This is a genomic window from Magnetospirillum sp. SS-4 (genome assembly GCF_902729425.1).
Taxonomy (GTDB): Bacteria; Pseudomonadota; Alphaproteobacteria; order Rhodospirillales; family Magnetospirillaceae; genus Phaeospirillum.
Genome location: NZ_LR746532.1, coordinates 1 through 25507, shown reverse-complemented (window position 1 = coordinate 25507; position 25507 = coordinate 1). Strand labels below are relative to the sequence as shown.

The window sequence follows — 25507 nt, the reverse complement described above, 5'->3', positions numbered from 1 at the left end:
GGGAAGTTCTTCCGGCGCCCGTTTCCACCGGCCGGGCATCCCTCAATGGCTGGTGCCGGTGGAATAATTGATCTTGTTGAAGACGTTGTACTTGCCCACCGGGCGTTTCATCGGCATCCGCTTCAGTTCCTCGAAGCTGGCGGCGTCGTAGACGATCATCTCGCCCTCGGCCTCCATCACCGAGATCAGGACCTTCTTGCCCCAGCGGTCGAATTCGGCGTGCGCGGTGGTGCGGCCCGGCGCCGGCCGCAGGGTCTTGACGATTTCCAGGCTGTTCAGGTCGATGATCTGGATGGCGTCCTTCTCCTTGCCCATGGACACGTCGATCCAGGCGAAGCCGGTGTTCTCGTGACTGCGCATGAAGAAGCCCGGTCCCAGCGTCTGGATGCGCTTCACCGTCTTCCAGGTGGTCATGTCGATGACGCTGATCACCGCCTCCTTCAGGTGCGGCGTCGCCATGAAGCTGCGGCCGTCCTTGTTGAAGATGATGCCAGATCCCAGGTGCGGCATGCCGGGCAGGTCGATCTCGGCCATGCGGCGCTTGATGTCGAGATCCATCACCATGCCCTTGGTGCCGTCGCGCGACGCCCCCATGGCGCGCTCGTAGGTCTGGTCGAAAAAGAAATCGTCCAGGTAATCGGGCGTGTTGATGCGGATGGCCTGGAAGCGGCCACCGGGGCTGATGCCTTCCTCCATGCCCTTCTCGTAGGAATGGACGAAGCCGTTCATCACCGGCCCGGCGTCGTCGGCGTAGGGAATCTCCCACAATTCCTTGAGGTCCTTCAGGGCGACGACGAAGCTGGCCCGCGGCGGCGCGGTATAGACCGCCGACACCCTGGAGGTCGCGCCCTTCTCGCCCACCACCGGAATCACCTGGATGGGCGTCAGGTCGCGGGAATCCAGCGCCACCAGGGTATGGGGCAGCATGTTGCCGGCCATCAGGAAACGGCCGTCATGGGAAACCGCGACGTTGCGGGTGTTCACCCCGACCCTGATCTCGGCGATGATCTGAAGGGTGTAGAGATCGTATTTGGTGATCCAGCCATCGCGGGAGGCGAAATAGACGAAACGGCCGTCGGGCGAGTACTTGGCGCCGCCATGGAGCGCGAAGCGGCTTTGAAAGCGGGCCAGCGCCGTCAGCGAATCGCCGTCCAGGATGGTGACGTGGTGATCGCCGGTCTCGACCACCGTGAACAGGTTCAGGGGATCGGCCTTCCATTGCGGCGTGGCCGGCAAGGTGGCGGGATCGACGCTGACGACCCGCGACGCCCTGATCTCGTCCATGCCCCAGGTCGGCACGGCGGCCAGCGGCGTGTAGATGTAATCCACCAGCGCCTTGACCTGGGCGGCGTTCAGCTTGTCGCCAATTCCCGGCATCTGGGTGGCGGGACGGCCATTGACGATCACCTTCTCGGCCTCGGGCTTCCTGAGGCGGCCAAGATTCTCGGGCAGCAGCGCCGGCCCGATGGCGCCCAGCCGGTCGCCGCCGTGACAGGCGGCGCAATGCTCGGCGAACAGCCTCGGCGCCTCGTCGGAGGCCAGGGCGGGAGTGACGGCAAGCAGCGTCAGCGCGAACAGCAAGGCCTTCATGCGAGTCCGATCTCCTCGTCGGTCAGGTAGCAGCCGGGGTCCTCGGCCCAGACGTTGCCGGTGACGCGCTGGGCGCGCACCCGGGTATTGCCGTTGCAGGCGGCGAGGTGGGCGCAGGCGGCGCAGCGGCCTTCCACCGGGCGGGGGTGGCGCTTCAGCCCCGCCATCAGCGGGTCCGAGACATCCTGCCAGATGGCCGAGAACGGCCGGTTCCGCACATTGCCCAGATTGTGGTTCCACCACATGGTGTCGGGATGGACCTCGCCCAGATTGTCGATATTGGCGACGTTGACGCCCGACGCGTTGCCGCCCCACTGCACCAGCTTGGCGGCGATGTGCCCGGCCCGGTCGGGAAAGTGGCGCTTGACCCAGGACAGGAAATAAGGCCCGTCGGCGTCGTTGTTGCCGGTGACGAATTCGCGCTCGCGCCCAGCCCCGGCGTGTTTCCAGGCGGTGTCGAACAGAAAGTCCATGGCGTCGCGGGTGATCTGGATGGTGGCGTCGTCCAGCCGGTTCTTGTTGCCGCGCCCGGCATAGTTGAGGTGGGAGAAGTAGAACTTGGTCACCCCCTCGCTCTCCATCAGGTCCACCACCTGCGGCAGCTCGGCGGCGTTGTCCATGGTCATGGTGAAGCGCAGCCCCACCTTGATGCCGCGCGCCACGCAGCGGCGGATGCCGCCCATGGATTCGGCGAAGGCGCCCTGGCGCGCCCGGAAATGGTCGTGGGTGGCGCCGATGCCGTCGATGCTGATGCCGACATAGTCGAAGCCGATTCCCTTGATGCGGTCGGCCATAGCCTCGTCAATCAGGGTGCCGTTGGACGACAGCGCGGTGTAAAAGCCCATGGCCTTGGCCTTTTCCGCGATGGTGAAGATATCGGGGCGCAGCAGCGGCTCGCCGCCCGACAAGATCAGCACTGGCACCTTGAAGCCGCGCAGGTCGGTCATCACCTCGAACACCTCGGCGGTGGACAATTCGCCGGCGAAATCCTTGTCGGCCGAGATGGAATAGCAGTGCTTGCAGGTCAGGTTGCAGCGCCGGATCAGGTTCCAGATCACCACCGGACCGGGCGGATTGCGGCGCGGCCCCACCGGAGTGGGGGCGACAAGCTCGTGCATGAACTGCGACACACGGAACAAGGCAAAACTCCTAGAACGCCAGATCCTCGCCCTTCGAGACGCTTCGCTCCTCAGGACGAGGATTTACATGAAACCTCATCCTGAGGAAGCCCGAAGGGCTGTCTCGAAGGATGTCATCACAGACGCAACCCCGTCTTCTTGAGGATGCGCGAGCTGAACAACACCAGATTCCCCCGCGACAGGGGGCCGAGAACCGCGGCGATCCGTTCGACCAGGGCGTCGGCGTCGGCGCGTTCCCTGGCGTGGATCATGGCGAACAGCGAATAGGGCCAGTCGGGCAGGTGGCGCGGCCGATGATAGCAGTGGCTGACGAAATCCAGCCCGCCGACCAGCCGCCCGGCCTCGGCGATGTCGGAATCGGCGACATCCCACACCGTCATGCCGTTAAAGCGATAGCCGAGCGCATAATGATTGGGCACCAGCCCGATGCGGCGGATGATGCCGGCCTCCAGCAGCCGCTCCATCCGCGCCATCACCTCGTCCGGGGCGATGCCGACCATTTCGGCGACGGCGTGATAGGGCCGCTCCACCAGGGGCAAGCCGTCCTGGGTGGCCTTGACGATGGCGCGGTCGATGGAATCGATCATGCCTCGAACCTCAGGCCGACGAAGAATTCCTCGATCTTGGGCATGTCGTGGACGGCAAGGCCGGTGCGGGCCTCGATCTCGTCCAGCACCTCGCGGATGCGTCCGGGCCGCTCGGTGGCCACCACGAACCACATGTTCAGCGCGTGCTCGCGGGCATAGTTGTGCGCCACCTCGGGGAAGGAATTGACGATGGCGGCAACCTCGTCGAAGCGGTCCTCCGGCACCTTCATGGCGGTGAGCGTCAGGCCGCCCCCCATCTTCTCGGCATGCCACATGGGGCCGAAGCGCGAGATGGTGCCGGCCTCGCTGAGCGCCTTGACGCGGGCGATCAGGTCGGCCTCGTCCAGGCCCAGAATCCGGGCGGCGGCGGCGAACGGCCGCTCGACGATGGGAAAGCCGCCCTGGAACGTGTTGATGATGCGGCGGTCGATGTCGTCCATGAACTCCTACTCCGCCGCCTTGCGGCGGCCATAGCGGGCGCCGGTCTGCTTGAAGCGGCGGGTGGAGAACAGCACGGCGTGGCCGTGCCCGTCCAGTCCGTGGCGCTGGATGAGGTCCGTGATCGCCTGTTCCACCCCCGGCCGGTCACGGCCGTGCACCATGCAGAACAGGTTGTAGGGCCAGTCGGGCAGCCGCCGGGGCCGGCGATAGCACAAGGTCACCTCGGGCGAATCGCCCAGGCGGCGTCCTATTTCGCTCACCTTGTCGTCGGGGATGTCCCACACCGACATGGCGTTGGCCCTGAAGCCCAATTCGTGGTGGCGCACGATGATGCCGAAACGGCGGATGATGCCGGCCTCCTTCATGGCCTGGATGCGGGCGATGACCTCGACCTCGCTCATGCCGACAGCCTCGCCGATGGCGAGATAAGGCCGCTCCACCAGGGGCAGGCCGTCGCCGATGGCCGAGACCAGGGCAAGATCGCGGTCGCTCAGCTCCATTTGAGGTCGAATCCCAGGTCGATGTGAAAATGTTCCAGCAATGGCAGGTCCAGCACCTCCAGCCCGGCACGGGCGGAAATGTCGGCCAGCACCGCACCCACCGCCTCGGGGGATGGCGCCGTCACCACGAACCACAGGTTCAGGCGATGCTCGCGCTGGTAATTGTGGTTGACCTCGGCATAGGAACTGACCAGGGCGGCGACCCGTTCCAGGTCGGCCGGCGGCACCGCCATGGCCGCCAGGGTGCTGCCGCCGACGGTATGGGGCCGGAACACGGCGCCGACCCGGCTGACGCTGCCCTGGTCGGACAGATGGGCAAGACGCCCGATCACCTCGGCCTCGGACATTCCCAATTGCTCGCCCAGCGCCGCGTAGGGGTGCGGCACCAGCGGAAAATCCCGCTGGAAGTCGTTGAGCAGATGCCGATCAAGCTTGTCCATTTCAATTGCCCCTCAAACGCCGGGCGGGGCCATCCGGCCCCTTGGCTCCTCCGCTACGCTCCGGGGCGCTCAATGCGCCCGCGCTCGCTCGCGCTCGCTCGAACATTACAGCCCCGTCCGATGGGCGCGCGAGGTGAAGAAGATGCCGCTGGGCTTGGCCGCCGGCAGTTCCGCCACCTGTTCCAGGGTCTCGGTGTCGTAGACCACCACCTTGTCGGAATCCCGGGCCGACAGCCACACCCGTTCGCCCTTGGCGGTGAATTCCATGTGCAGGATGGCCTTGCCGGGCTCGATGGTCTTGACGACCGTCTTGCTGGGCACGTCGATCACCTGCACCACGTTGTAATTCGGCACCGCGAAATTGACCCACACCTGCCGGCCGTCCGGCCGCGCCATGGCGAAGACCGGCTGGCCGGCAACGTCGACCCGGGCCTTTTCCGTCCAGGTGGTCTTGTCCACCACCAGCACCTGATGATGGCCGATGGCCGGCAGCCAGACCTCGTTTCCCGCCACCGCCCAGCCGCGCAGATGCGGCATCTTGAAGACCGGCAACGGTTCCTTGCCCTTGCCGTAGTGATCCAGGATGCGCGTCACCCCCTTGTCCAGGTTCCACAGGTCCAGCATGGCGATGCCGTCCTCGCCGAACAGGCCGGCCAAATACCAGCGGCCGTCGCCGGTGATCAGGGCGTCATAGGGCAGCTTGCCGATATTGGTGAACTTGCGCACGGCCGGCTTGGCCGGGTCGGTCAGGTCGGCGATCCAGATCTCGCCGGAATCGTAGAGGGAATAGATGAAGCGGCGGCCCGGCAGGTCGGCGATGCCGATCACCTTGCTGGCCTTGCCGTCGGCGCCGATGGCGGGAATGTCGGCGACCGGTTCCAGGGTCTTGGCGTCGAACACCTTGATTCCGCCCGGCGTGTAGTTGGCCACCGCCACCAGCGAGCCGTCCTGCGAGATGGCCCCGCCGATGGAATTACCCGACTGGATGACCCGGCCGCCGATGGTTCCCGTCAGCATGTCCACCTTGGTCAGGCCGCCATCGCGGCCGAACACGAAGGCATGGCGGGCGTCGCGGGAATAGACGGCCGCCGCGTGGGACAGGTCGCCCAGGCCGGGAACCGAGGCGAGAACGGTCGAGCCGGTATTCTCGACCACCATGACGCGGCCGTCGGCCCGTTCTACCACCAGACCGAGGTCGCCGGTGCCGCGCAAGGGGGCGGAACACCCCGCCAACAGCAATCCGGCCAGGGCGACGGATAGGATCGGACGGCTCATTTCACCTCTCCCAGCAGATAGGCGACGATCCAGGCGGCGTCGTCGCGGCTCAGAATACTCTTCCAGGGCGGCATGGGCGTACCCGGCCGCCCCTCCAGGATGGTCTCGACCAAGCCCTCGGCCGAGACCTTGGCCAAATCCTCGGCCAGCAGCGGCGATCCCAGGCCGCCCTTACGGGTCATGCCGTGGCACGATCCGCAATCCTGCTCGACCATGTTGCGAAGCTGATGCCGACGCGCCTCCGACGGTTCGGCGACGGCCGGAAACGCAACGGCCAGAACCAGTCCGATCACCCCCAGGGACACCCGCAGCGCCATCATCACCTCCGATGCACAGAGATAGTGATATCAGGCGCTAGGGCCAAGCGGTTTGACGTTAGGCAAGAGCGATTCCAGTCGGGGTGGCGAAAAAAGCCGCGACCGCCGTCAGGCGGTGATGTCGACCCTGGTGCCGCGGCTGGCGGAAGAACTGTCCGTGGTCGCGGCGCCGGTGCTGCCATAGCCCTGGTAACTGGCGCGGACTTCCGCGTTGGCCTCGGTCAGGGCCAGCCCCACCGCCTCGGTCGACTTGGATATCACCTGGGCCAGGACAAGGCCGCCGGTATTGACGTAGGGGGTCGGCCTGCCGACCTCGCGCGGGATTCCGTCGGTGGAAGGCAGGCGCGCATCCGCGACCCGCTGTCGGTAGCTGACCGGTTCAGGATATCCGTAAGGGACCAATTCGACAGCCATGGCATGCCCAACGTCCAGGCGCGGAGGCATCGCCTCCCCGACCCCTTAATTATGCGTCAATTCCCCACGGCTTTCCACGCCATTTCACGGCCCGGTCACAGCATGGTCCCGCGGATATGGGCCAGCAGGCCGGCGGAACCGGCCTCGATCATGTCCAGCACCTTCTCGAAGCCGTCGGGACCGCCGTAATAGGGGTCGGGCACGTCGAGCAGGTTGAGATGGGGCGCGAAGGACAGGAACATGGCCAGACGCGGCCCGAGACCGTCAGGGCAATTGGCCTGGAGCGTCTGAAAATGTCCGCGATCCATGGCCAGCAACAGGTCGAAGTCGCGGAAATCCGACAGCGCCACCTGACGGGCGCGCAAGTCCTTGATCTCGACGCCGCGCCGCCGCGCCGCCTCGGCCGAGCGGCGGTCGGGAGGTTCCCCCACATGATAGGCATGGGTGCCGGCGGAATCGACCGCGACTCGCCCGGACAACCCCTCGCGCTCGACCAGGGCGCGGAACACGCCGTGAGCGGTGGGCGAACGGCAGATATTGCCGGTGCAGACGAACAAGACCTTGACCATGGCGCCTTCCCTCCGGGTCTGGGAATTAACCCCTCCCGGCGGAGGTCGCAAGCCCTATTCGCCCGCTGCCGACTTTCGTTCCAGACTGGCCAGCGACCTGTGCAGGGCGATGAAGTCGAAGCCCCCCTGCCGCGACGCCGATTCGGCTTCGGAACCGCCGAGTCCAAGGGCACGCGCCGCGCCGCCCAGCCAGCTTCTGGGCTTGGCCGCCTTTTCCTTGGCCGGTGACGAAAGCGATGAGCCGCCGCCAGCCATATCCTGCGATAATTCGGACATAGATCTCTCCCTGGCGGTCCCGATCGGGACTCTGATTATTAGCATTCATAATGACGGCGGATTCTGCCAATACGAAGCGTTGAAATGTGACAATCGACGCCTCCATGACCTATGGCTAGACTGGAACCCGACCATCCGCCAGGAGTCCCGCATGATCGGCATAGCTTCGAACACCACCATCCTCATCCTGACCGGCGCCGGAATTTCAAAGGAATCCGGACTCGATACCTTCCGCGACCGTGACGGAATCTGGAGCAGGGTCAGTCTGGAGGACGTCGCCACCCCCGAAGGCTTCCGCCGCGATCCCGAGCGTGTCCACGCCTTCTACAACGCCCGGCGGCGAAGCCTGATTTCCGACGGTATCGCCCCCAATCCGGCGCATGCCGCCCTGGCCCGGCTGGAGCGCGACTGGCCCGGCCGCATCGTGGTGGTGACCCAGAACATCGACGACCTGCACGAACGGGCCGGTTCGCGCGCGCTGATCCACATGCACGGCGAATTGCTCAAGATCCGATGCCGCCATTGCAACCGCCCGCGAGAGTGGCGGGCCGACCTCGATTGCGCCCATGTCTGCCCCGATTGCCGCCGCGCCGGCAGCCTGCGCCCGCATGTGGTGTGGTTCGGCGAAATGCCGCTGGAGATGGGGCGGATTTCCGAGGCGCTGTCGGAATGCGGCCTGTTCGTCTCCATCGGCACGTCCGGCCACGTCTATCCGGCCGCCGGCTTCGTGGCCGAGGTGCGCAGCCACGGCCGCGCCCACACCCTGGAATTGAATCTGGAGAGGTCCGAAGGCGCCGGCCTGTTCCACGAGTCCCGCACCGGACCAGCGTCGGAGCTGGTTCCGGCCTTCGTCGACGAATTGCTTCATCGTCAGGACGCTTGACTCCTGGGCCATTCCGGGTAGGCATGTGCGGGTTGAACCACAGGGGAAGCCCATGACGGCCCATCCCGGCGACGGAAAGTCCCGGAACGTGCCCGCGCTGATGCTCGCCGCCGTCGGCGTGGTGTTCGGCGACATCGGCACCAGTCCGCTTTACGCCATGAAGGAAACCTTCGCCGGCCATCATCCGCTGGCGCTGGACCGCGGCAACATCCTGGGCGTGCTGTCGCTGATCTTCTGGGCGGTGACCATCATCGTCTCGCTGAAATACGTCATCATCATCATGCGCGCCGACAATCGCGGCGAGGGCGGTTCCCTGGCGCTGATGGCCCTGGTCAGCCATGCCGCCGAGGGTCGCGGCCGGCTGCCGATCATGGTGAGCGCGCTCGGCATCTTCGCCGCCGCCCTGTTCTACGGCGATTCCATCATCACCCCGGCGATCTCGGTGCTGTCGGCGGTCGAGGGGCTTCAGGTGGCGGCGCCGCACCTGTCGCAATGGGTGGTGCCGCTGACCATCGCGATTCTGTTCGTGCTGTTCGCCATCCAGTCGCACGGCACCGACCTGATGGGCAGGATGTTCGGCCCGGTGATGCTGGCGTGGTTCGCCACCCTGGCCGTCCTCGGCATCAAGAACATCGGCCTCGCCCCCGGCGTGCTGGCGGCGCTCAGCCCCCATCACGCCATCTTGTTCATCTATCACGAAGGCTGGCGCGCCTTCCTGGCGCTGGGCACGGTGGTGCTGGCGGTGACGGGGGCCGAGGCGCTCTATACCGACATGGGCCATTTCGGCCGCCTGCCGATCCGCCTGGCCTGGTACCTGTTCGTGCTGCCGGCGCTGATGCTGAACTATCTGGGCCAGGGCGCCCTGCTGCTGGTCCATCCCGAGGCCATCGTCAATCCGTTCTTCAATCTGGCGCCGCAATCCATGGCGATGCCGCTGGTGGTCCTGGCCACCGCCGCCACCGTCATCGCCTCGCAGGCGGTGATCTCGGGCGCGTTCTCGGTGACCCGCCAGGCCATCCAGCTGGGCCTGCTGCCGCGCATGGAGATCATCCACACCTCCAAGGACGAGATGGGGCAGATATATCTGCCCCTGGTCAACTGGCTGCTGATGGTCTCGGTCATGGCCCTGGTGGTCGGGTTCCAGACGTCGGGCAACCTGGCCGCCGCCTATGGGGTGGCGGTGACCGGCACCATGGTGATCGACGCCCTGCTGATCGGCACGGTGATGCTGCTGATCTGGAAGTGGAGCCCGCGCAAGGTCAAGATCTTCGTCGGCTGCTTCCTGGTGGTCGATCTGGCCTTCTTCCTGGCCAACGCCACCAAGATTCCCGACGGGGGCTGGTTCCCGCTGGTGGTGGGCGCCGTGCTGTTCCTGATCCTCAATACCTGGAAGGACGGCCGCCGCCGGCTGCTGGCCCGCCTCAGGGCCGACGCCTTCCCGGTGGCGGACTTCCTGGCCAGCCTGTCCGACCGGGTGCCGCGCGTTCCCGGCACCGCCGTATTCCTGACCGGCACGTCCGAGGGCGTTCCCATCGCCTTGCTGCACAACATGAAGCACAACAAGATCATCCACGAACGGGTGGTGCTGCTGACGGTGCAGGTGGAGGAGATTCCGTTCGTCGCCGAGGAGCGGCGGCTGGAGACGACGCTGCTGGCGCCCAATTTCCATCGGCTGTTCCTGCGCTACGGGTTCATGGAAAGCCCCAACATCCCCAAGGCGCTGGCCCATGCCCGCAGCGACGAGCTGGGCTTCTTCTACGAGCCGATGTCGGTCTCCTACTTCGTCTCGCGCGAGACCCTGATCCCGTTGCCCAAGCCGGGGATCAGGGGCTGGACCGACCAGTTGTTCGCCGCCCTGGCGCGCATGGCCACCAGCGCCATGGATTACTTCCATCTGCCCAGCAACCGCGTGGTCGAGCTGGGAACGCAGGTCGAAATCTGATGGAAACGCCCGCCGCCAAGCCGGATTCCCGCCGTCTCGCCCCCCTGGCCCTGGCCGCCATCGGCGTGGTCTACGGCGATATCGGCACCAGCCCGCTCTACACCTTGAAGGAATGCTTCAACCCGGATCACGGCGTGCCGCTGACCCCCGACAACGTCTACGGCATCGCCTCGCTGGTGTTCTGGGCCATCATCATCGTCGTCACCCTGAAATACGTGCTGTTCGTCATGCGTGCCGACAATCGCGGCGAGGGCGGCATCCTCGCCCTGCTGGCCCTGGCGCAGCGCGCCGCCGGCGCCGACCGCAACCGGCTGGGATTACTGATGGCGCTGGGCATGATCGGGGCCGCCCTGTTCTTCGGCGACGGCGTCATCACCCCGGCGATCTCGGTGCTGTCGGCGGTCGAGGGGCTTCAGGTGGGCTCGAAGGCGTTCGAGCCCTATGTGGTGCCGCTCACCTTGCTGGTGCTGGTGGGCCTGTTCTCGATCCAGCGGCATGGAACCGAACTGGTCGGCCGCCTGTTCGGCCCGGTCATGGTGGTGTGGTTCCTGGTCCTGGCGGTCCTGGGGGGACTGGAAATCCGCGAGCACCCCGAAATCCTGAAGGCGCTCTCACCCGTCCACGGCATCTCGTTCATGGCGCGGCACGGCTGGGTCGCCTTCATCGCCCTGGGCGCGGTGGTGCTGGCGGTGACCGGCGGCGAGGCGCTGTACGCCGACATGGGCCATTTCGGCAAGCTGCCGGTTCAGCTGACCTGGTTCGTCCTGGTGCTGCCCGCCCTGATGCTGAACTATCTTGGACAGGCGGCGCTGCTGATCGCCCGTCCCGACGCGGTCAGCAACCCGTTCTATCTGCTGGCGCCCGGCTGGGCGCTGTATCCCATGGTGATCCTGTCGACCATGGCGACGGTGATCGCCAGCCAGGCGGTGATCTCGGGCGTGTTCTCGCTGTCGCGCCAAGCGGTGCAGCTGGGCTACTCCCCCCGCCTCGACATCCGCCACACCTCCGACGAGGAGGAGGGCCACATCTACATCCCCCGCGTCAACTGGGTGCTGCTGGCCGCCATCATCGCCCTGGTGGTCGGCTTCAAGACGTCGAGCAACCTGGCCGCCGCCTACGGCATCGCGGTGACCGGCACCATGGCCGCCACCACGGTGCTGGCCCTGGTGGTGGCCCGCGCCAGCTGGCGGTGGCCGCTGGGGGTATGCATTGCCGTGGGAGCGCTGTTCCTGATGGTGGATCTGGCCTTCTTCGGCGCCAACCTGCTGAAGTTCACCCATGGCGGCTGGTTCCCGCTGGCGGCGGCGGCGCTGATGTTCCTGCTGATGGCGACCTGGCGCAAGGGCCGGCTGATCCTGGGCCGACGCCTGGCCGAAGGCGCCATGCCGCTGGACCTGTTCTTGCAGCAGCAGAAGGACTCGGCCAGCATCCTGCGGGTCCGCGGCACCGCCATCTACATGACCGGCGACGCCGAGACCGTCCCCATCGCCTTGTTGCACAACCTGAAGCACAACAAGGTGCTGCACCAGCGGGTGGTGTTCATGACGGTGATCACCGAGGACATCCCCCGGGTGTCGGCCCGCGACCGGGTGGTGGTGGAGGGGTTGGCCGAGGGCTTCTACCGCATCACCGTGCGCTACGGCTTCGTGCAGGAGCCGGACATTCCCAAGGTGCTGCGGCTGTGCAAGGCGTTCGGCCTGGAGTTCGAGATGATGGACACCTCGTTCTTCCTGGGGCGCGAGACCCTGGTCTCGGCCCCCCATCCCGAAATGGCGGAATGGCGCGAGCGCCTGTTCGTGGTCATGAGCCGCAACGCCGTCAGCGCCACCGATTTCTTCCGGGTTCCCGCCGGCCGGGTCGTGGAACTGGGCACCCAGGTACAGATGTAGCCATGACCATGCTTCGAACCATCGCCGCCGCCCTGCTGAGCTGGACCGCCCTGATGGGAACCGCCGCCGCCGCCGAGCCGGGGGCCTCGGACTGGGCGAGCAGCGAATCCGCCAAGGTCCGGCTGGTCGCCGCGGTCACCGCCGCCGGCCAGTCCGACGGCCTGAGGGCCGGACTGCACTTCAAGATGGAGCCGGGCTGGAAGATCTACTGGCGCAGCCCCGGCGATGCCGGCTATCCGCCCCGCCTGGACTGGAGCGGGTCGACCAATGCCGGAACGCCCCGGCTGCACTGGCCGGCGCCGCACCGCTTCGTCCTGGCCGGATTGCAGAACCACGGCTATGCCGGCGAGGTGGTGCTGCCGCTGGACATTCCCCTGCCCTCTCCCGGCCGGGCGGTCGGCCTGCGGGTATCTGTGGATTTCCTCGCCTGCGCCCAGATATGCGTGCCGCAACAGGCGGATCTGGCCCTGAGCCTGCCGGAAGGTGCGGCGGCCCCCTCGGCCTTCGCCCACGATATCGGCCGGTTCATGGCGCTGGTTCCCGGCGACGGCCGCCGCCACGGCCTGAGCCTGGAAGCGGTCGAGACCGCCGGCGCGGGCGATTCCTCGATCCTGCGCCTCGTCCTCGCCGCCGCCGAGCCCCTGACCGGGCCGGACGCCTTCGTCGAGGCCGAGGATGTCGCCGCCTTCGGCCAGCCCCGCGTCAGCCTCTCGTCCGACCGCCGCCGCGCCGTGATCGAGGCGCCGGTCGTCCCCGGAACCGTGCTGAAACCCCTGTTGGGCACCGCCCTGCGGGTGACGCTGACCGACGGCCCGCGCTCCATGGAGGCCGAGGCCGTGCCGGTCGCCGGCGCCCCCCCGGCCCCTTCCGCCCCGGCCGGCGACGGCCTGGCCGCCATGCTGGCCATCGCGCTGCTGGGCGGGCTGATCCTCAACCTGATGCCCTGCGTGCTGCCGGTGCTGTCCATCAAGCTGCTGGGCGTGCTGGGCCATGGCGGCGGCGAGCGCGGCCATGTGCGAGCCAGCTTCCTGGCGTCGTCGGCCGGCATCGTCGTGTCCTTCCTGGCGCTGGCCCTGGCCGCCATCGCCGTCAAGCAGGCCGGAATGGCGGTCGGCTGGGGCATCCAGTTCCAGCAGCCCGGCTTCCTGATCGCCATGATCGCGCTGTTGTGCCTGTTCGCCGCCAATCTGTGGGGGATGTTCGAGATTCCCATGCCGGTCTGGCTGCTGAACCGGGGCGGCAACGGCGTTCCCCATCACACCCTGCTGGGCCACTTCCTGTCGGGCGCCTTCGCCACCTTGCTGGCGACGCCGTGCTCGGCGCCGTTCCTGGGCACCGCCATCGGCTTTGCCCTGGCGCGCGGCTCATCGGACATCCTCGCCATCTTCGCCGCCCTCGGCCTCGGCATGGCCGCTCCCTTCCTGGTGGTGGCGGCGTGGCCCGACGCGGCGCTCCGCATGCCCCGGCCGGGACGCTGGATGGTCACCGCGCGCAAGGCCATGGGGGTGGCGCTGGCCGCCACCGCCCTGTGGCTGGGAACCGTGCTGGCGGCGACGCTGGCCCCGGCTCCATCCGACGATGCCGGGGGGGCCGTTCCCTGGGTCGCCTTCGACCAGGCCGCCCTTCGGGACCGGATCAAGGAAGGCAAGGTGGTATTCGTCGACGTCACCGCCGACTGGTGCATCACCTGCAAGGTCAACAAGGCGGCGGTGATCGAGCGTGGCGAGGTGGCGGCGCGGCTGGCCTCGGCCGGAATCGTCGCCATGCGGGCCGACTGGACCCGCCCCGACGAGGCGATCTCGCGCTATCTGGCGTCGTTCGGCCGCTACGGCATTCCCTTCAACGCCGTCTACGGCCCCTCGGCCCCCGACGGGCTGGCGCTGTCGGAACTCCTGACCGAGGCCGAGGTGATGGCCGCCCTGGACAAGGCGCGGTGAGCGCCGGATGAACGGCGAGCCCTATCCCTCGATGCAGTCATGGCCGTGCTGCTTGCCGTGTTCGGACAGCAGCGAGGCGCTGAGGATGGTGCAGTAATCGCCGAAGGGGCAGACGCTCATGCGGGGGCAGGCCAGTGTCTTGCGGGTGAAATCCACCAGGGCCTTGGGGTCGCCGGCTTCGAGCAGAGCCCGGCCGGTATCCGACACCAGTCGGAAGTTGCAGTGTTCGGTACGGAGCGTCATGGACGCCTCCCCCGCCAGTCGCGACCGGCCATGCCGGCTGCGGCACCTCGTGACCGGTTCCGGACATTCTATCCGCAACCCCCACGCCGGTTAGTATACGTCTGGATAGTTAAAAAGTGAACAACTTAACTGAAAGGTTATATGACAGGGGATTTTATCAATACTTTAGAATAGGATTGATAAAATTTTATCCGCTTTGACTGGATCGCCCTACTCCAGCCACTCGCCGCGATAGACCCCCCATATCTCGTCACGGCGCAGCCAGCCCTGGGTCTGGCCCACGTCGACCCGGCAATAATCGCGGTTGCGCGGGCATTGCAGCAGACGCCCCAGCACGCCGGGCTCCACCACCGCCAGGGTATCGGCGGAATCGGAATCGGAACCGCGCAACTGGCGCTGTCCGCCGATCACCACCATCATCCGCCGCCCCGACAGCATGCTCTGATGCACCCATCCCTCGGTTCCCTGCCAGTCGCGAATCTTGCGCCAGGCTTCGAACTCGGCGACCACCTCCACCGGCAGGTCCTTGCGGGCATAGATCCAGTCGATGGGGTAGCGCTGCCCCGGACCGGCACGCAGATTGACCTCGTCCGAGCGCAGGGAAACGAAGCGCGGCAGCGGCAGGCCACTGGTCTCGGCCGCCCCCGCCACGGACAAGGCTGCCGTGAGCAGCACGCATGCCGGCAAAAGCAGTTTCACCATTCCCCCGGACCATCTCGACTTCATCGTCCCTCCGGCCGCATTATAGGAGCGGCCCGGACCCGTCGGTCAAGGCGGGTGGAGGCCGAGTGGGAAAAACGGCTATGGACAAGCCCACTCCGAGTTGCTAGGTCGTGAGAACAGGCACCGGGAGGAGTAGAGAAAATGCCACACAAGAAGCCGGTCGTCGTGGTCAGCCGCAAGCTGCCCGACGTCATCGAAACCCGGATGATGGAACTGTTCGACACCAGGCTGAATGTCGATGACCATCCCATGACCAAGGCCGAGCTGATCGAGGCGATCAAGGACGCCGACGTGCTGGTCCCCACCGTCACCGACCGCATCGACGCCGCCATCATGTCGCAGGCAGGTCCCAATCTGAAGCTGATCGCCAATTTCGGAACCGGCGTCGATCACATCGACCTGGCCAGCGCCCGGCAGCGCGGCATCACCGTCACCAATACCCCCGGCGTCCTGACCGAGGATACCGCCGACATGGCCATGGCCCTGATCCTGGCGGTGCCGCGCCGCATCTCCGAGGGCGAGCGCCTGATCCGCTCGGGCGAGTGGAAGGGCTGGGGTCCCACCTTCATGCTGGGCCACCGCATCTGGGGCAAGCGCCTGGGCATCATCGGCATGGGCCGCATCGGCCAGGCGGTGGCGCGGCGCGCCAAGGCCTTCGGCATGTCGATCCACTATCACAACCGCAAGAAGGTCCATCCCGACATCGAGGCCGAGCTGGAGGCCACCTACTGGGAAAGCCTGGACCAGATGCTGGCCCGCATGGACGTGGTCACCGTCCATTGTCCGCACACTCCGGCCACCTTCCACCTGCTGTCCGCCCGCCGGCTGGAGGTGCTGCCCAAGCACGCCTACGTGGTCAACACGGCGCGCGGCGAGATCGTCGACGAGAACGCGCTGACCCGCATGCTGATCAGGGGCGATCTGGCCGGCGCCGGCCTCGACGTGTTCGAGCACGAACCGGCGGTTAACCCGAAACTGCTGTCGCTCAACAACGTGGTGCTGCTGCCCCATCTCGGCTCGGCCACCATCGAGGGGCGCATCGACATGGGCGAAAAGGTGCTGATCAACATCAAGACCTTCGCCGACGGCCACCATCCGCCGGACCGCGTCCTGGCATCCATGTTCTGAGACCGCATTCCCGCCCGCCCGGCGCCCCCCTTCACCGGGGGCCGCCGGGCGTTGTCTTTCGTCCGTTCTAAATCCGTGGTCACGGGGGACAAGCTCGACTACACTGCCGTCCGGGTCTCGGGGGAATGCGAACTCTGGATAGAGAGTCCTGATGCATGTCTGATCCCGGAAGCAATCACCATGGCAAGGCCGCCCAGGAAGTCGTCGAGCAGCTTCGGCTCGAATTCATCGACGAACTGACCGAAACCCTGCAATCCCTGGACATGGCCTTCGATGCCGCCCGCAACGGCCACCGGGACCTGCGCGGCGTCATCACCGATTGCCGCCGCGCCGCCGTGCTGCTGCGCGGCCAGGCCGCCAATTTCACCATGCATCGCCTGGCCACCGTCGCCCACCGCCTGGACGAGTACCTGACCAACGCCCCCGAGATCGCCCCGCCACGCCTGTGGGACGACGTCATCGGGTATTTCGACCTGATGACCCGGCTGGCCCAGGGCAGGGAAGACATCGAACGCGAACGCGACCCCGCCACCCTGGTCCGGGGACTTCCGGCCAAGCTCGGCTTCGACCTGGGCGACATCGAGATCCGCAATGTCGAGGTGCTGCTGGTGATGCCGCCGGGGGCGCAGACGCGCTTCGTCGAACGCGAGTTGCAGCAATGCGGCTATCGCGTCTCCATGATGCCGGATTCGCTCCACGCCTTCGCCATGGTGGTGCAGACCAAGCCCGATCTGGTGATCATATCGGCGGTGATGCCGGAACTGGAAGGCATCGATCTCGCCATGGCGCTGTCGGCGATGCCGTCCACCCGCAACATCCCCCTGGCGGTGATCACCAGCCTGGACAAGGACGACGAGTCCCTCAAACTGCTGCCCAAGCGCGTTCCGGTCCTGTTCAAGGGGGCCAGCTTCGCCGACGATCTGTTCAAGGCGCTGGATAACCTGTTCCTGATCTGACATGGCCGCCCCGCCCTGATCGCGCTTGCCCTGCGGCCCCCTTGCGGGCACAGTCCCCGCGCCTTGTGTGAATTCGGATCGCGGGTCACGGAATGCTGGGTCGATTGACGGTGGTGGTGGTGGAATGGTGCTGGCGGCACGCGGTGGCGGTGCTGATCCTGTCGCTGGTCGCATCGGGGCTGCTGGCCGCCTATGCCGCCACCCATCTCTCCATGGACACCGACGAAAGCAAGCTGATCTCGGCCGACCTGCCGTTCCGCCAGGCCGAACGGGTGGTCGACCGGGCGTTTCCCCAATCCACCGACCGCATGGTGGTGATGCTGGACGCCCCCTCCCCCGATCTGGCGGAAGACGCGGTGGAACGGCTGGCGGCGGCCCTGGCGGCCGAGACCGGCCTGATCCTGCGGGTGAACCGTCCGTCGGAGGAGATGTTCTTCCGCCGTCACGGCCTGTTGTTCCTGTCGGCTTCCGAACTTGGCGAGATGGCGGACAAGCTGATCCGGGCCCAGCCCATGCTGGGCGCGGTGGCGCGCGACCCCAGCCTACGCGGATTGCTGTCGTCGGTGGAGATGATCCTCCAGGGCGTCGCCCGCGGCCAGGCCAGGATAGAGGACATGGAGCCGCTGATCCGCCAGTTGGACAAAGCCGCCGCCGCCATCGCCGGCGGCGGACGGGCCGAGCCGGTGGACTGGCAGTCCATGATGGCCGGAGGAGAACGCCGCGACGAGCCCCGGCGCATCCTGCTGGTCCAGCCGGCGCTGAATTACGGAGCGCTGGAGGCCGGGGCGGATGCCGACCGCCTGATCCGCCGCACCGCCGAATCCCTGGACCTGCTGCCGGAACGGGGCTACCGCATCCGCATCACCGGATCGGTGGCCCTGGCCGACGCCAATTTCGCCACCGTGGCCGAGGGCATCGAGATTTCCGGGCCGCTGTCGATCCTGGCGGTGCTGGGCCTGCTGTTCTGGGCGGTGCGCTCCGCCCGGGTGGTGGCCGCCATCATGATCAGCCTGATGATGGGACTGATCGCCACCGCCGCCTTCGCCGCCTTCGCCATCGGCACCCTCAATCCGATCTCGGTCGCCTTCGCGGTGCTGTTCGTCGGCATGGGAGTGGATTTCGGCATCCAGTTCGTCACCGCCTACCGCGCCGAACGCTTTCACGGCGTCCCGTCCTCCCAGGCGGTCCTGACCACCGCCCGGACCATGATGGCGCCGCTGTCGCTGGCCGCCATCACCACGGCGGCCGGTTTTCTGTCGTTCCTGCCCACCGCCTATACCGGCGTGTCCCAGTTGGGGCTGATCGCCGGCATGGGCATGATGATCGCCCTGGCGACCTCCTTCACCGTGCTGCCCGCCCTGCTGGCCCTGCTGAAGCCGCCGGCGGAAAAGGGGGCCGTGGGCTTTCCCCTGGCCTCCGCCGATTCCTGGGTGAAGCGGCGGGCGAGGCCCATCGTCGCCGCCGCCGCCCTGGTGAGCGCGGCGGGAGCGGCGCTGCTGCCGACATTGCCGCTTGATTTCGATCCGCTGAACCTTCAGGACCCCAAGGCCGAGGCGGTGGCAACCTTCTTCGAGATGGCGAGAAATCCGGATTCCGGCGTCTACGCCGTCGAGGCGCTGGCGCCGTCGCTGGCCGAGATGCCGGCCCTCGCCGATCGCTTCGAGGACTCGCCGCTGGTGCTGCGCGCCATGACCATCAACACCTTCGTTCCCGAGGCGCAGGACGAGAAGCTGGCGATCATCGCCGACATCGCCACCGTTCTGGGACCGACCCTGTCGCCGGCCACGACGATGCCGCCGCCGACGCCGGACGAATTGCGCGCCACCATCGCCGGCGTGGCCGAGCAACTGGCCGCCACCGCCCCCGGGCACCAGCCGTCGCAATCCCTGGCCGGCAATCTTCGCCGCATCGCCGCCGCCGGCCCCGAGGCGGCCGAGGCGCTGCAACGGGCCGGCGCCGCCGGCCTCGCCACGCTGGTGTCAAGCCTGCGCCGCAGCCTCGACGTCGGGCCGGTCAGCCTGGAGACCTTGCCGCCCGATCTCAAGGCCGACTGGATCGCCGCCGATGGGCGCGCCCGCATCCGCGTCCTGCCCAAGGAACACATGTCCGACCAGGCCGCCCGCGGCCGTTTCGCCGACGCGGTCAAGGCGGTGACGCCGCTGGTCGCCGGCCCGCCCATCACCATGGAGGAATCCGGCCGGGTGGTCATCGGCGCCTTCGCCATCGCCGCCGCCACCGCCCTGGTGGCCATCGGCCTGCTGCTGTGGCTGATGCTGCGCCGGATGCTGGATTCGCTGCTGGTGCTGGCCCCGCTGCTGGTGGGGGCGATGGGAACGGTGATCGCCGCCCACCTCCTCGGCATCGCCCTCAACTTCGCCAATGTCATCGCCCTGCCGCTGCTGCTGGGCATCGGCGTCGCCTTCAACATCTACTTCGTGGTCAACTGGCGCAATGGCCTCGCCGACCATCTGCAATCGCCGACCGCCCGGGCGGTCCTGTTCAGCGCCCTCACCACCGCCTCGGCCTTCGGCTCGCTGGCGCTGTCGCCCCATCTCGGCACCGCCTCCATGGGCCTGCTGCTGACCCTGTCGCTGGCCATGACGGTGGCGGCGACCTTCCTGGTGCTGCCGGCCCTGGTCCACCTCGTCGGAAAGCCCAGGCCATGAGCAGACGGCTGATTGTCACCGCCGATGATTTCGGCCGCTCCCTGCCGGTCAACGACGCGGTGGAGGACGCCCACGTCAACGGCATCCTCACCGCCGCCAGCCTGATGGTGACCGAAGCCGCCCGGGATGATGCCGTCCGGCGGGCCAGGGCGCTGCCGTCGCTGGGCGTCGGATTGCACATGACGCTGGTGGACGGCGTTCCCGCCCTGCCGCCGTCCGAGATTCCCGATCTGGTGGACGCGAACGGCCACTTCACCCTGGATCTGGTGCGGCTGGGCACCCGCATCTACCTGTCCAGGACGGTGCGGAATCAGGTCGCCGCCGAAATACGGGCCCAGTTCGAGCTGTTCAAGGCCACCGGCCTGCCCCTGGCCCATGTGGACAGTCACCACCATTACCATCTCCATCCCACCGTGTTCGACCTGATGCTGGATCTGGCGGTGGAATACGGGGCGCCCGGCATCCGTATCCCGTGGGAACCGCCGCTGCCGTCGTGGCGGGCGCGCCGGAACCGCCTGGGCCTTCGGCTGTTCAACGGAATCTTCCACTGGCGCCGGACGGAGCGCATGCGGAAAAGGGTGGAGCAGGCCGGCCTGATCGCCAACGGACAGGCCTTCGGCCTCAACGATTCCGGCGCCATGGATGCCGGAACGGTCGGCGACTTCCTCGACGCGCTGCCCGAGGGACTGACGGAAATCTACAGCCATCCCGCCACCCGCCATTGGGACGAACGTCCGATGCCGCCGCATTACCGCGTGGCCGACGAGTATTCGGCCCTGACCGACGCCGGCAACCGCGCCAAGGTGCAAGACGGCGGCATCGTCCTGACCACCTTCGCCAGGGAAGCCGAGCGGGCATGACGGCGGCGGTCCTGCGCCTCGCCCTGATCGGCGTCGTTCTCGGCGTCGCATGGTGGCTGCGCGAGGGCTTCGGCGACGTCAAGGGAGCGCTGGACACCGCCGGTTGGACCGGGGTCGTCATTCTGGCCTTCTACCACATGCTGCCGATGACGCTGTGCGGCCTCGGCTGGAACGTCCTGCAAACCGGCCTGCCGCTGCGGCTGTTCGTGATGGGGCGCTGGATTCGCGACGGCATCGGCGAACTGGCCGGCTTCCTGCCGCTGTCGGGCGAGGTGGCGGGGGTCAGATTGCTGGCGGCGCGGGGGATGCGAACCGCCGACGCCAGCGCAGTCGTCGTGGTCGACGTCACCGCCGAAGCCGTCGCCCAGGCCATCTTCAGCCTGCTTGGCGTCGCCTTGTGGCTGCGCAACTATCCCGAATCCGAGGTCACCCGCTGGGCCTTGATCGCCATGGCGCTGAGCGTGCCGGGACTGGCCGCCTTCGTGGCGCTGCAACGCTCGGCGCTGACGCGCTTTCTCGAAACCCTGCCGTCGCGGCTGATGCCCCGGACCTGGGAGGCTCCCGATGCCGATGCCGGCATCCATGCCGCCATCCACGCCGTCTATGCCGACCGCCGCCGGGTTCTATCGTCGGTGGCCTGGCATGTCGCCGCCTGGATCGCCGGAGCGGGAGAGGCCTGGGTAGCGCTGCATCTGCTGGGCCACCCCCTCGACTTCGCCGACGTCCTGGCCCTGGAAAGCATCATCTTCGCCATCCGCAGCATCGCCTTCATGGTGCCGGCGGCCATCGGGGTTCAGGAAGGCGGCTACATGATCGTCGGCGCCCTGCTGGGCCTGCCGACCGAAATCGCCCTGGCGGTGTCCCTGCTCAAGCGCGGCCGCGAATTGCTGCTGGGCCTGCCGGCATTGCTGGCCTGGCATTTCGCCGAGGGCGCCGCCGCCAAATCCCGCCAGAACGCCTCAGAGTAGCTTGACCACGAAGAATCCGCCGATCAGCAGGACGACGAACACCGTCGTCACCAGCTTGAGACGGGTCTCGACGAAGTCGCGGATCGGCGGGCCGAATTTCCACAGCAGCGCCGCCACCAGGAAGAACCGCATGCCGCGCGCCAGGAACGAGGCGAAGGTGAAGTTGGCCAGATCGAAATCGAACGCGCCGGCGGTGATGGTCACCAGCTTGTAGGGAATCGGCGTCATCCCCTTGATGATGATGAACCACACCCCCCACTCGTCAATGATCGGCTTCAGCGCCAGGAACTTGTCGTTCAGGTGAAAGGCGCCGAGAATCGCCGCGCCGATGCTGTCCATGGCGAAGTAGCCGATGGCGTAGCCGAGATAGCCGCCGGCCACCGAGGACAGGGTGCAGATCATGGCGATGCGCAGCCACTGGGTGGGCGCGGCGATCACCATGGGAATCAGCATGACGTCGGGCGGAATGGGGAAGAACGAGCTTTCGATGAAGGATACCGCCGCCAGCCACCAGATGGCGTGCCGATGCGCCGCCTTGTCCATCATCCAGTCGTAAAGCCGCTTCAGCATGATCTTCCCTCTCGCAGGATGGCCGGAGGTTTACCCCGGATTTCCCACGCTGTCACGAAGGCAAAGACCCTTTTCATTGATCCAGAGCCAAATCCGATCCATCAGGGTGGTGCGGATATGGGGCTCGCCGCACCGGCCATCTTGGGGCTAACCGTACCTTTGCCCTAATCTTGCCGCCGGGCTTGCATGTCCTGCCGCAAGGCGGCGATCTCGGCCCTCAGGTCCTTCACCTCCGCAAGGATCGCCGCCGATTCCTTGTGGGCAATATCTTGAATGTCATGCTCGATCTCGCCGCGTTCCTGTTCATGCAAGGTTTGCATGGCGTTGACGATCACTGCGATGAAAAGATTCAGCATGGTGAAGGTGGCAATCAGGATGAACGGAACAAAAAACACCCAGGCCAAGGGAAACTTCTCCATTACCGGGCGGACGATACCCATGGACCAGCTTTCCAGGGTCATGATTTGGAACAGGCTATAGAGAGACGCAGCCAAAGAGCCGAACCATTCGGGAAAATCCTCGCCGAACGTCTTGGTGGAAATGACGGCGGCCACATAGAACAGCAGGCTTTGCAGCAGCGCGATCATTCCCAATCCCGGCAGCGACGACAGCAGTGCCTGGACAATCATCTTCAGGCGCGGCAAGACCGTGATCAGACGCAACACGCGCAGAACGCGCAACGACCGTAGAACCGCCAAGCCCGGGCCGGTCGGCAAAACGGCAATCAACACCACGGCCAGATCGAACAGGCTCCAGCCATCCTTGAAGAACTCCGCCCGCCGATACGCGATGCGCAAGGTGAGTTCAACGATGAAGACACCCAGGATGGCGTCATCGAGAATGCTCAGGAACGGGCCAACATGCGCCACCACGACGGCCGAGGTTTCAAGGCCGAGAATGATGGCGTTAATGATGATCAGGACCGTGATGAAAAGCTGTATCTGACTGCTTTCCACCCACTTGCCGGCTCTCTCGCACACCCCGACCGGAGCTGTTGTCGCATCCATTTACAAAAATCCCCCTTATCCACCCTCGGCCGGCGACTATGCCGCCGCGATCATGACGAATGCCACGCCGGTGGCGATGAACAGAACTGGAAAGGCCCAGGACAGGAAACCGAACGCTTGTTCCTGCACGTAAGGACCGAACCAGGTGGCCGGAAGGCGATAGCGGTAAAACACCACCGTGATTATCGTGCCGACCGCCAGGGCGACGTAATTCAAGGCGAGAAGCCGCGTGACCGTGTTGTCGCCCGCCATAAGCGCCGGAAACGCGGAACTGATGGTGAAGCTTAGGGCGATTACGGCAAACAGTCCGCCGATGATGACGTTGCCGAGTTCGAACGCTTCGACCTCGAACTCTCCCTCTACGGCCTTGTTCATCCAGGTCGCCAGGAAGGGAATCAGCAGCGAAGCGAACAGCGGGATGAAAATGGTGGAGAGGGATTCGACGGCGACCCGCCCGACATCGATCATCACCGCCACCTTGGCGTAACGATCGCCGTTCCAGCCCTTGACGAGATCGCGGTTCAGTCTCACCAGGCCGGGCGTCCACCCTCCGATCTCGACGGACTTGGCGACGCGGCTGAAGCTGACATCATCGCTGGTGAAATCCATGTCCACCGTCTCGACCGTGTCTTCGTGCACCATCAGTTCGATTGGCAGCGCCTGACGGTCGAACGGAAATTTCGTGGTGTCGACCGTCACCTTATAGACCGCCGTGGTGCGGGCGATGACCTCGACCATTCCGTTGGGAAAAAGCCGCAATCGCCTTTCGATGAACGAGGGTTCGCCGACGCGGTTCAGATGCCGTATCCGTGGGGTCCAAATCCTGGCAAGCTCTTCTTCCGCCGCCGAGGCGCGGTATTCCTTGTAACCGTGCAGCCCCTCTTCGGCGGGGTAGCGTAATCTGGTGTCGAACCAGGTCAGGCGTAAATCGGTGGTCGCCTCGAAGGTCCCTTTATTGTCGTCGAAGGATTCGACGTGATTGACGAACAGGCCGGTCCGGACGACGACCGGCAGTCCCTTCCCGGTGGGAATCGAAGTCAGCGGCGGAGCGCCGACGGAGGACAGAGCCGGTTCCGGAGGCTTCGCATCTGCCGTCGCCGCCAACGTCGCGATGCCGGCGGCAACCCCCAGCAGAATCGCCAGAAACGGTCCTGAAGCGCGGAAGACGGCGCGGATCATGGCGCATCCCCTTTGCCGGCTTCGCCCGCCGCCCGCGCGGCAAGACGTTCGCAGCTTTCCGCCAGAACCTGCATTTCACCGCACAAGGCTTCGGGAAGGTCGCGGCCCTCGGCCCCATCGGCCAGGGCTGCGACGCGCTCGTTCAGAACTTCCAGCGGACGCAGGATCTTGCCCCGGACCATGACCAGAATGACGCCGATCTGCAATACGCCGGATACCAGCGCCAACAATATCTGCCACACCACCGCCTGGCCATCGGCGGAACGGGTATCGGTGAAATCAGCGGCTATGGCCATGACTCCGATCGGCTTCTTGGCATAGTCATAAACCGGCTGAAGCAGCACGCCGTACGGCACGCCGTTCACCTCGTGCAGGTAGTGCGTCTGCTCGGTCACATTGATAACGCCGTCGGTCACCAGCGCCTTCAGCAAGTCAGGGTGAGTCGAACTGAACCTGACGAAGGAGCCGACCCGTTTCTGGTCGCTGAAGATATCGCCTTTGATGTGGGTTGCGGTCTCCCGCAGAATTTTCTCGTCAACGAAGAACCCCACTTCAAAGCCGTACGCTTTCTTGATTTCCTCCAGCAGCGGCTCGATTTCAAACCCCATCTCGAAGCTGCCGATGGGCTTGCCGGCTTCATCGGCCACCGGCATCGTGCCGAACACGCCGATACCCGTGCTCGTAATTTCGATTCCCTTGCGGATTCCGTTGCTGCGATTGACCTCGACGACCATCTGCCGGGCCTTGGACAGATCGTCTCCGAATCTATCAGGGCGATGCACCCTGAGAAACGACACGGCCGGCGCCAGATGGAACTGGGCCTGGCTGATGCCGTATTTCTCATGCTGCACCTGATAGGCGTCCTGGGTGGCCGCCAGAAGCTGGGCGCGGTCGCGGGCGGCGAAAGCCTTCTTGACCACCGGCATGGCTGCCACTATTTCAGCGGCGGCGATGGCCTTCCCTTCGGCGCCATGCAGTTTGGACTGCATGATCTGCCCCATCAGGTCA

At 66.2% G+C, this 25507-nt stretch carries 26 protein-coding genes; 9 read left to right on the top strand and 17 right to left on the bottom strand.

Annotated features, from left to right (window positions below; translation table 11 throughout):
* Positions 1–42: 42 nt before the first annotated feature.
* From MTBSS4_RS21480 to MTBSS4_RS21430, 11 genes are all read right to left on the bottom strand, one after another.
* Entirely contained in the window at positions 43–1590 is a 1548-nt protein-coding gene (locus MTBSS4_RS21480) for a cytochrome D1 domain-containing protein (protein ID WP_173985426.1), read from the bottom strand.
* On the bottom strand, positions 1587–2720 hold the full coding sequence (gene nirJ, locus MTBSS4_RS21475; RefSeq protein ID WP_254432707.1) for a heme d1 biosynthesis radical SAM protein NirJ: 1134 nt from the start codon (positions 2718–2720) through the stop codon (positions 1587–1589). Before nirJ ends, MTBSS4_RS21480 begins: the two co-directional genes overlap by 4 nt.
* A 125-nt stretch (positions 2721–2845) precedes the next feature.
* Positions 2846–3316, bottom strand: coding sequence for an AsnC family transcriptional regulator (locus tag MTBSS4_RS21470; RefSeq protein ID WP_173985424.1), 471 nt, complete (start codon positions 3314–3316; stop codon positions 2846–2848).
* Positions 3313–3756, bottom strand: a complete 444-nt coding sequence (locus tag MTBSS4_RS21465; protein WP_173985423.1) for an Lrp/AsnC family transcriptional regulator — start codon at positions 3754–3756, stop codon at positions 3313–3315. The genes MTBSS4_RS21470 and MTBSS4_RS21465 overlap by 4 nt, the downstream gene beginning before the upstream one ends.
* A 6-nt stretch (positions 3757–3762) precedes the next feature.
* The gene (locus MTBSS4_RS21460) at positions 3763–4257 is read right to left on the bottom strand and encodes an Lrp/AsnC family transcriptional regulator (protein ID WP_173985422.1); all 495 of its coding nucleotides are present in this window, start codon (positions 4255–4257) and stop codon (positions 3763–3765) included.
* A complete protein-coding gene (locus MTBSS4_RS21455; RefSeq protein ID WP_173985421.1) occupies positions 4248–4697 on the bottom strand; it encodes an AsnC family transcriptional regulator in 450 nt (149 codons plus the stop codon). Before MTBSS4_RS21455 ends, MTBSS4_RS21460 begins: the two co-directional genes overlap by 10 nt.
* Before the next feature lie 105 nt (positions 4698–4802).
* On the bottom strand, positions 4803–5972 hold the full coding sequence (locus tag MTBSS4_RS21450; protein WP_173985420.1) for a cytochrome D1 domain-containing protein: 1170 nt from the start codon (positions 5970–5972) through the stop codon (positions 4803–4805).
* Entirely contained in the window at positions 5969–6292 is a 324-nt protein-coding gene (locus MTBSS4_RS21445; RefSeq protein ID WP_173985419.1) for a cytochrome c, read from the bottom strand. Before MTBSS4_RS21445 ends, MTBSS4_RS21450 begins: the two co-directional genes overlap by 4 nt.
* Before the next feature lie 105 nt (positions 6293–6397).
* Positions 6398–6703 (bottom strand): hypothetical protein, encoded by a 306-nt coding sequence (locus MTBSS4_RS21440; RefSeq protein WP_173985418.1) that lies wholly within the window; start codon positions 6701–6703, stop codon positions 6398–6400.
* Positions 6704–6798: 95 nt separating this feature from the next.
* Positions 6799–7272, bottom strand: a complete 474-nt coding sequence (locus MTBSS4_RS21435) for a low molecular weight protein-tyrosine-phosphatase (protein WP_173985417.1) — start codon at positions 7270–7272, stop codon at positions 6799–6801.
* A gap of 54 nt (positions 7273–7326) precedes the next feature.
* Positions 7327–7548: a hypothetical protein gene (locus MTBSS4_RS21430; RefSeq protein ID WP_173985416.1), complete on the bottom strand. Its 222-nt coding sequence runs from the start codon at positions 7546–7548 to the stop codon at positions 7327–7329.
* Positions 7549–7699: 151 nt separating this feature from the next.
* Between MTBSS4_RS21430 and MTBSS4_RS21425 the strand changes: the two genes are divergently transcribed.
* From MTBSS4_RS21425 to MTBSS4_RS21410, 4 genes are read left to right on the top strand one after another with little or no spacing between them, the layout of a single operon-like run.
* Positions 7700–8431 carry an NAD-dependent deacylase gene (locus MTBSS4_RS21425; protein ID WP_173985415.1) on the top strand — a complete coding sequence of 244 codons (732 nt, stop codon included), beginning with the start codon at positions 7700–7702 and terminating at the stop codon, positions 8429–8431.
* A gap of 52 nt (positions 8432–8483) precedes the next feature.
* Positions 8484–10373: a potassium transporter Kup gene (locus tag MTBSS4_RS21420; RefSeq protein WP_173985414.1), complete on the top strand. Its 1890-nt coding sequence runs from the start codon at positions 8484–8486 to the stop codon at positions 10371–10373.
* Positions 10373–12262, top strand: a complete 1890-nt coding sequence (locus tag MTBSS4_RS21415) for a potassium transporter Kup (protein ID WP_173985413.1) — start codon at positions 10373–10375, stop codon at positions 12260–12262. Before MTBSS4_RS21420 ends, MTBSS4_RS21415 begins: the two co-directional genes overlap by 1 nt.
* Positions 12263–12264: 2 nt before the next feature.
* Entirely contained in the window at positions 12265–14199 is a 1935-nt protein-coding gene (locus MTBSS4_RS21410) for a protein-disulfide reductase DsbD (protein ID WP_173985412.1), read from the top strand.
* A 21-nt stretch (positions 14200–14220) separates the two neighbouring features.
* Here the strand turns inward: MTBSS4_RS21410 and MTBSS4_RS21405 are convergent, their stop codons facing one another.
* Positions 14221–14442, bottom strand: a complete 222-nt coding sequence (locus MTBSS4_RS21405; protein ID WP_173985411.1) for a hypothetical protein — start codon at positions 14440–14442, stop codon at positions 14221–14223.
* Positions 14443–14652: 210 nt separating this feature from the next.
* Complete coding sequence (locus tag MTBSS4_RS21400; protein WP_173985410.1) at positions 14653–15144, bottom strand: SH3 domain-containing protein; 492 nt, start codon at positions 15142–15144, stop codon at positions 14653–14655.
* Between the two features lie 162 nt (positions 15145–15306).
* Between MTBSS4_RS21400 and MTBSS4_RS21395 the strand changes: the two genes are divergently transcribed.
* The 5 genes from MTBSS4_RS21395 (at position 15307) to MTBSS4_RS21375 (ending at position 21743) form a co-directional block, all read left to right on the top strand.
* Positions 15307–16293 (top strand): D-glycerate dehydrogenase, encoded by a 987-nt coding sequence (locus MTBSS4_RS21395; RefSeq protein WP_173985409.1) that lies wholly within the window; start codon positions 15307–15309, stop codon positions 16291–16293.
* Between the two features lie 155 nt (positions 16294–16448).
* On the top strand, positions 16449–17249 hold the full coding sequence (locus tag MTBSS4_RS21390; RefSeq protein WP_173985408.1) for a response regulator: 801 nt from the start codon (positions 16449–16451) through the stop codon (positions 17247–17249).
* A gap of 92 nt (positions 17250–17341) precedes the next feature.
* Positions 17342–19915 (top strand): MMPL family transporter, encoded by a 2574-nt coding sequence (locus tag MTBSS4_RS21385; protein WP_173985407.1) that lies wholly within the window; start codon positions 17342–17344, stop codon positions 19913–19915.
* Complete coding sequence (hpnK, locus tag MTBSS4_RS21380; RefSeq protein WP_173985406.1) at positions 19912–20775, top strand: hopanoid biosynthesis-associated protein HpnK; 864 nt, start codon at positions 19912–19914, stop codon at positions 20773–20775. Before MTBSS4_RS21385 ends, hpnK begins: the two co-directional genes overlap by 4 nt.
* Complete coding sequence (locus MTBSS4_RS21375; RefSeq protein ID WP_173985405.1) at positions 20772–21743, top strand: lysylphosphatidylglycerol synthase domain-containing protein; 972 nt, start codon at positions 20772–20774, stop codon at positions 21741–21743. The genes hpnK and MTBSS4_RS21375 overlap by 4 nt, the downstream gene beginning before the upstream one ends.
* On the opposite strand, the gene MTBSS4_RS21370 is transcribed toward MTBSS4_RS21375, so the two are convergent.
* From MTBSS4_RS21370 to MTBSS4_RS21355, 4 genes are all read right to left on the bottom strand, one after another.
* Positions 21735–22313: a YqaA family protein gene (locus MTBSS4_RS21370; RefSeq protein ID WP_173985404.1), complete on the bottom strand. Its 579-nt coding sequence runs from the start codon at positions 22311–22313 to the stop codon at positions 21735–21737. The two genes, MTBSS4_RS21375 and MTBSS4_RS21370, sit on opposite strands and share 9 nt — an antisense overlap.
* Before the next feature lie 164 nt (positions 22314–22477).
* Positions 22478–23320, bottom strand: coding sequence for an ion transporter (locus tag MTBSS4_RS21365; RefSeq protein ID WP_173985403.1), 843 nt, complete (start codon positions 23318–23320; stop codon positions 22478–22480).
* A 36-nt stretch (positions 23321–23356) separates the two neighbouring features.
* A complete protein-coding gene (locus tag MTBSS4_RS21360) occupies positions 23357–24499 on the bottom strand; it encodes a hypothetical protein (RefSeq protein ID WP_173985402.1) in 1143 nt (380 codons plus the stop codon).
* On the bottom strand, positions 24496–25507 hold a 1012-nt coding region (locus tag MTBSS4_RS21355; protein ID WP_217425596.1), incomplete at its 5' end, for a cache domain-containing protein. The genes MTBSS4_RS21355 and MTBSS4_RS21360, both read right to left, overlap by 4 nt.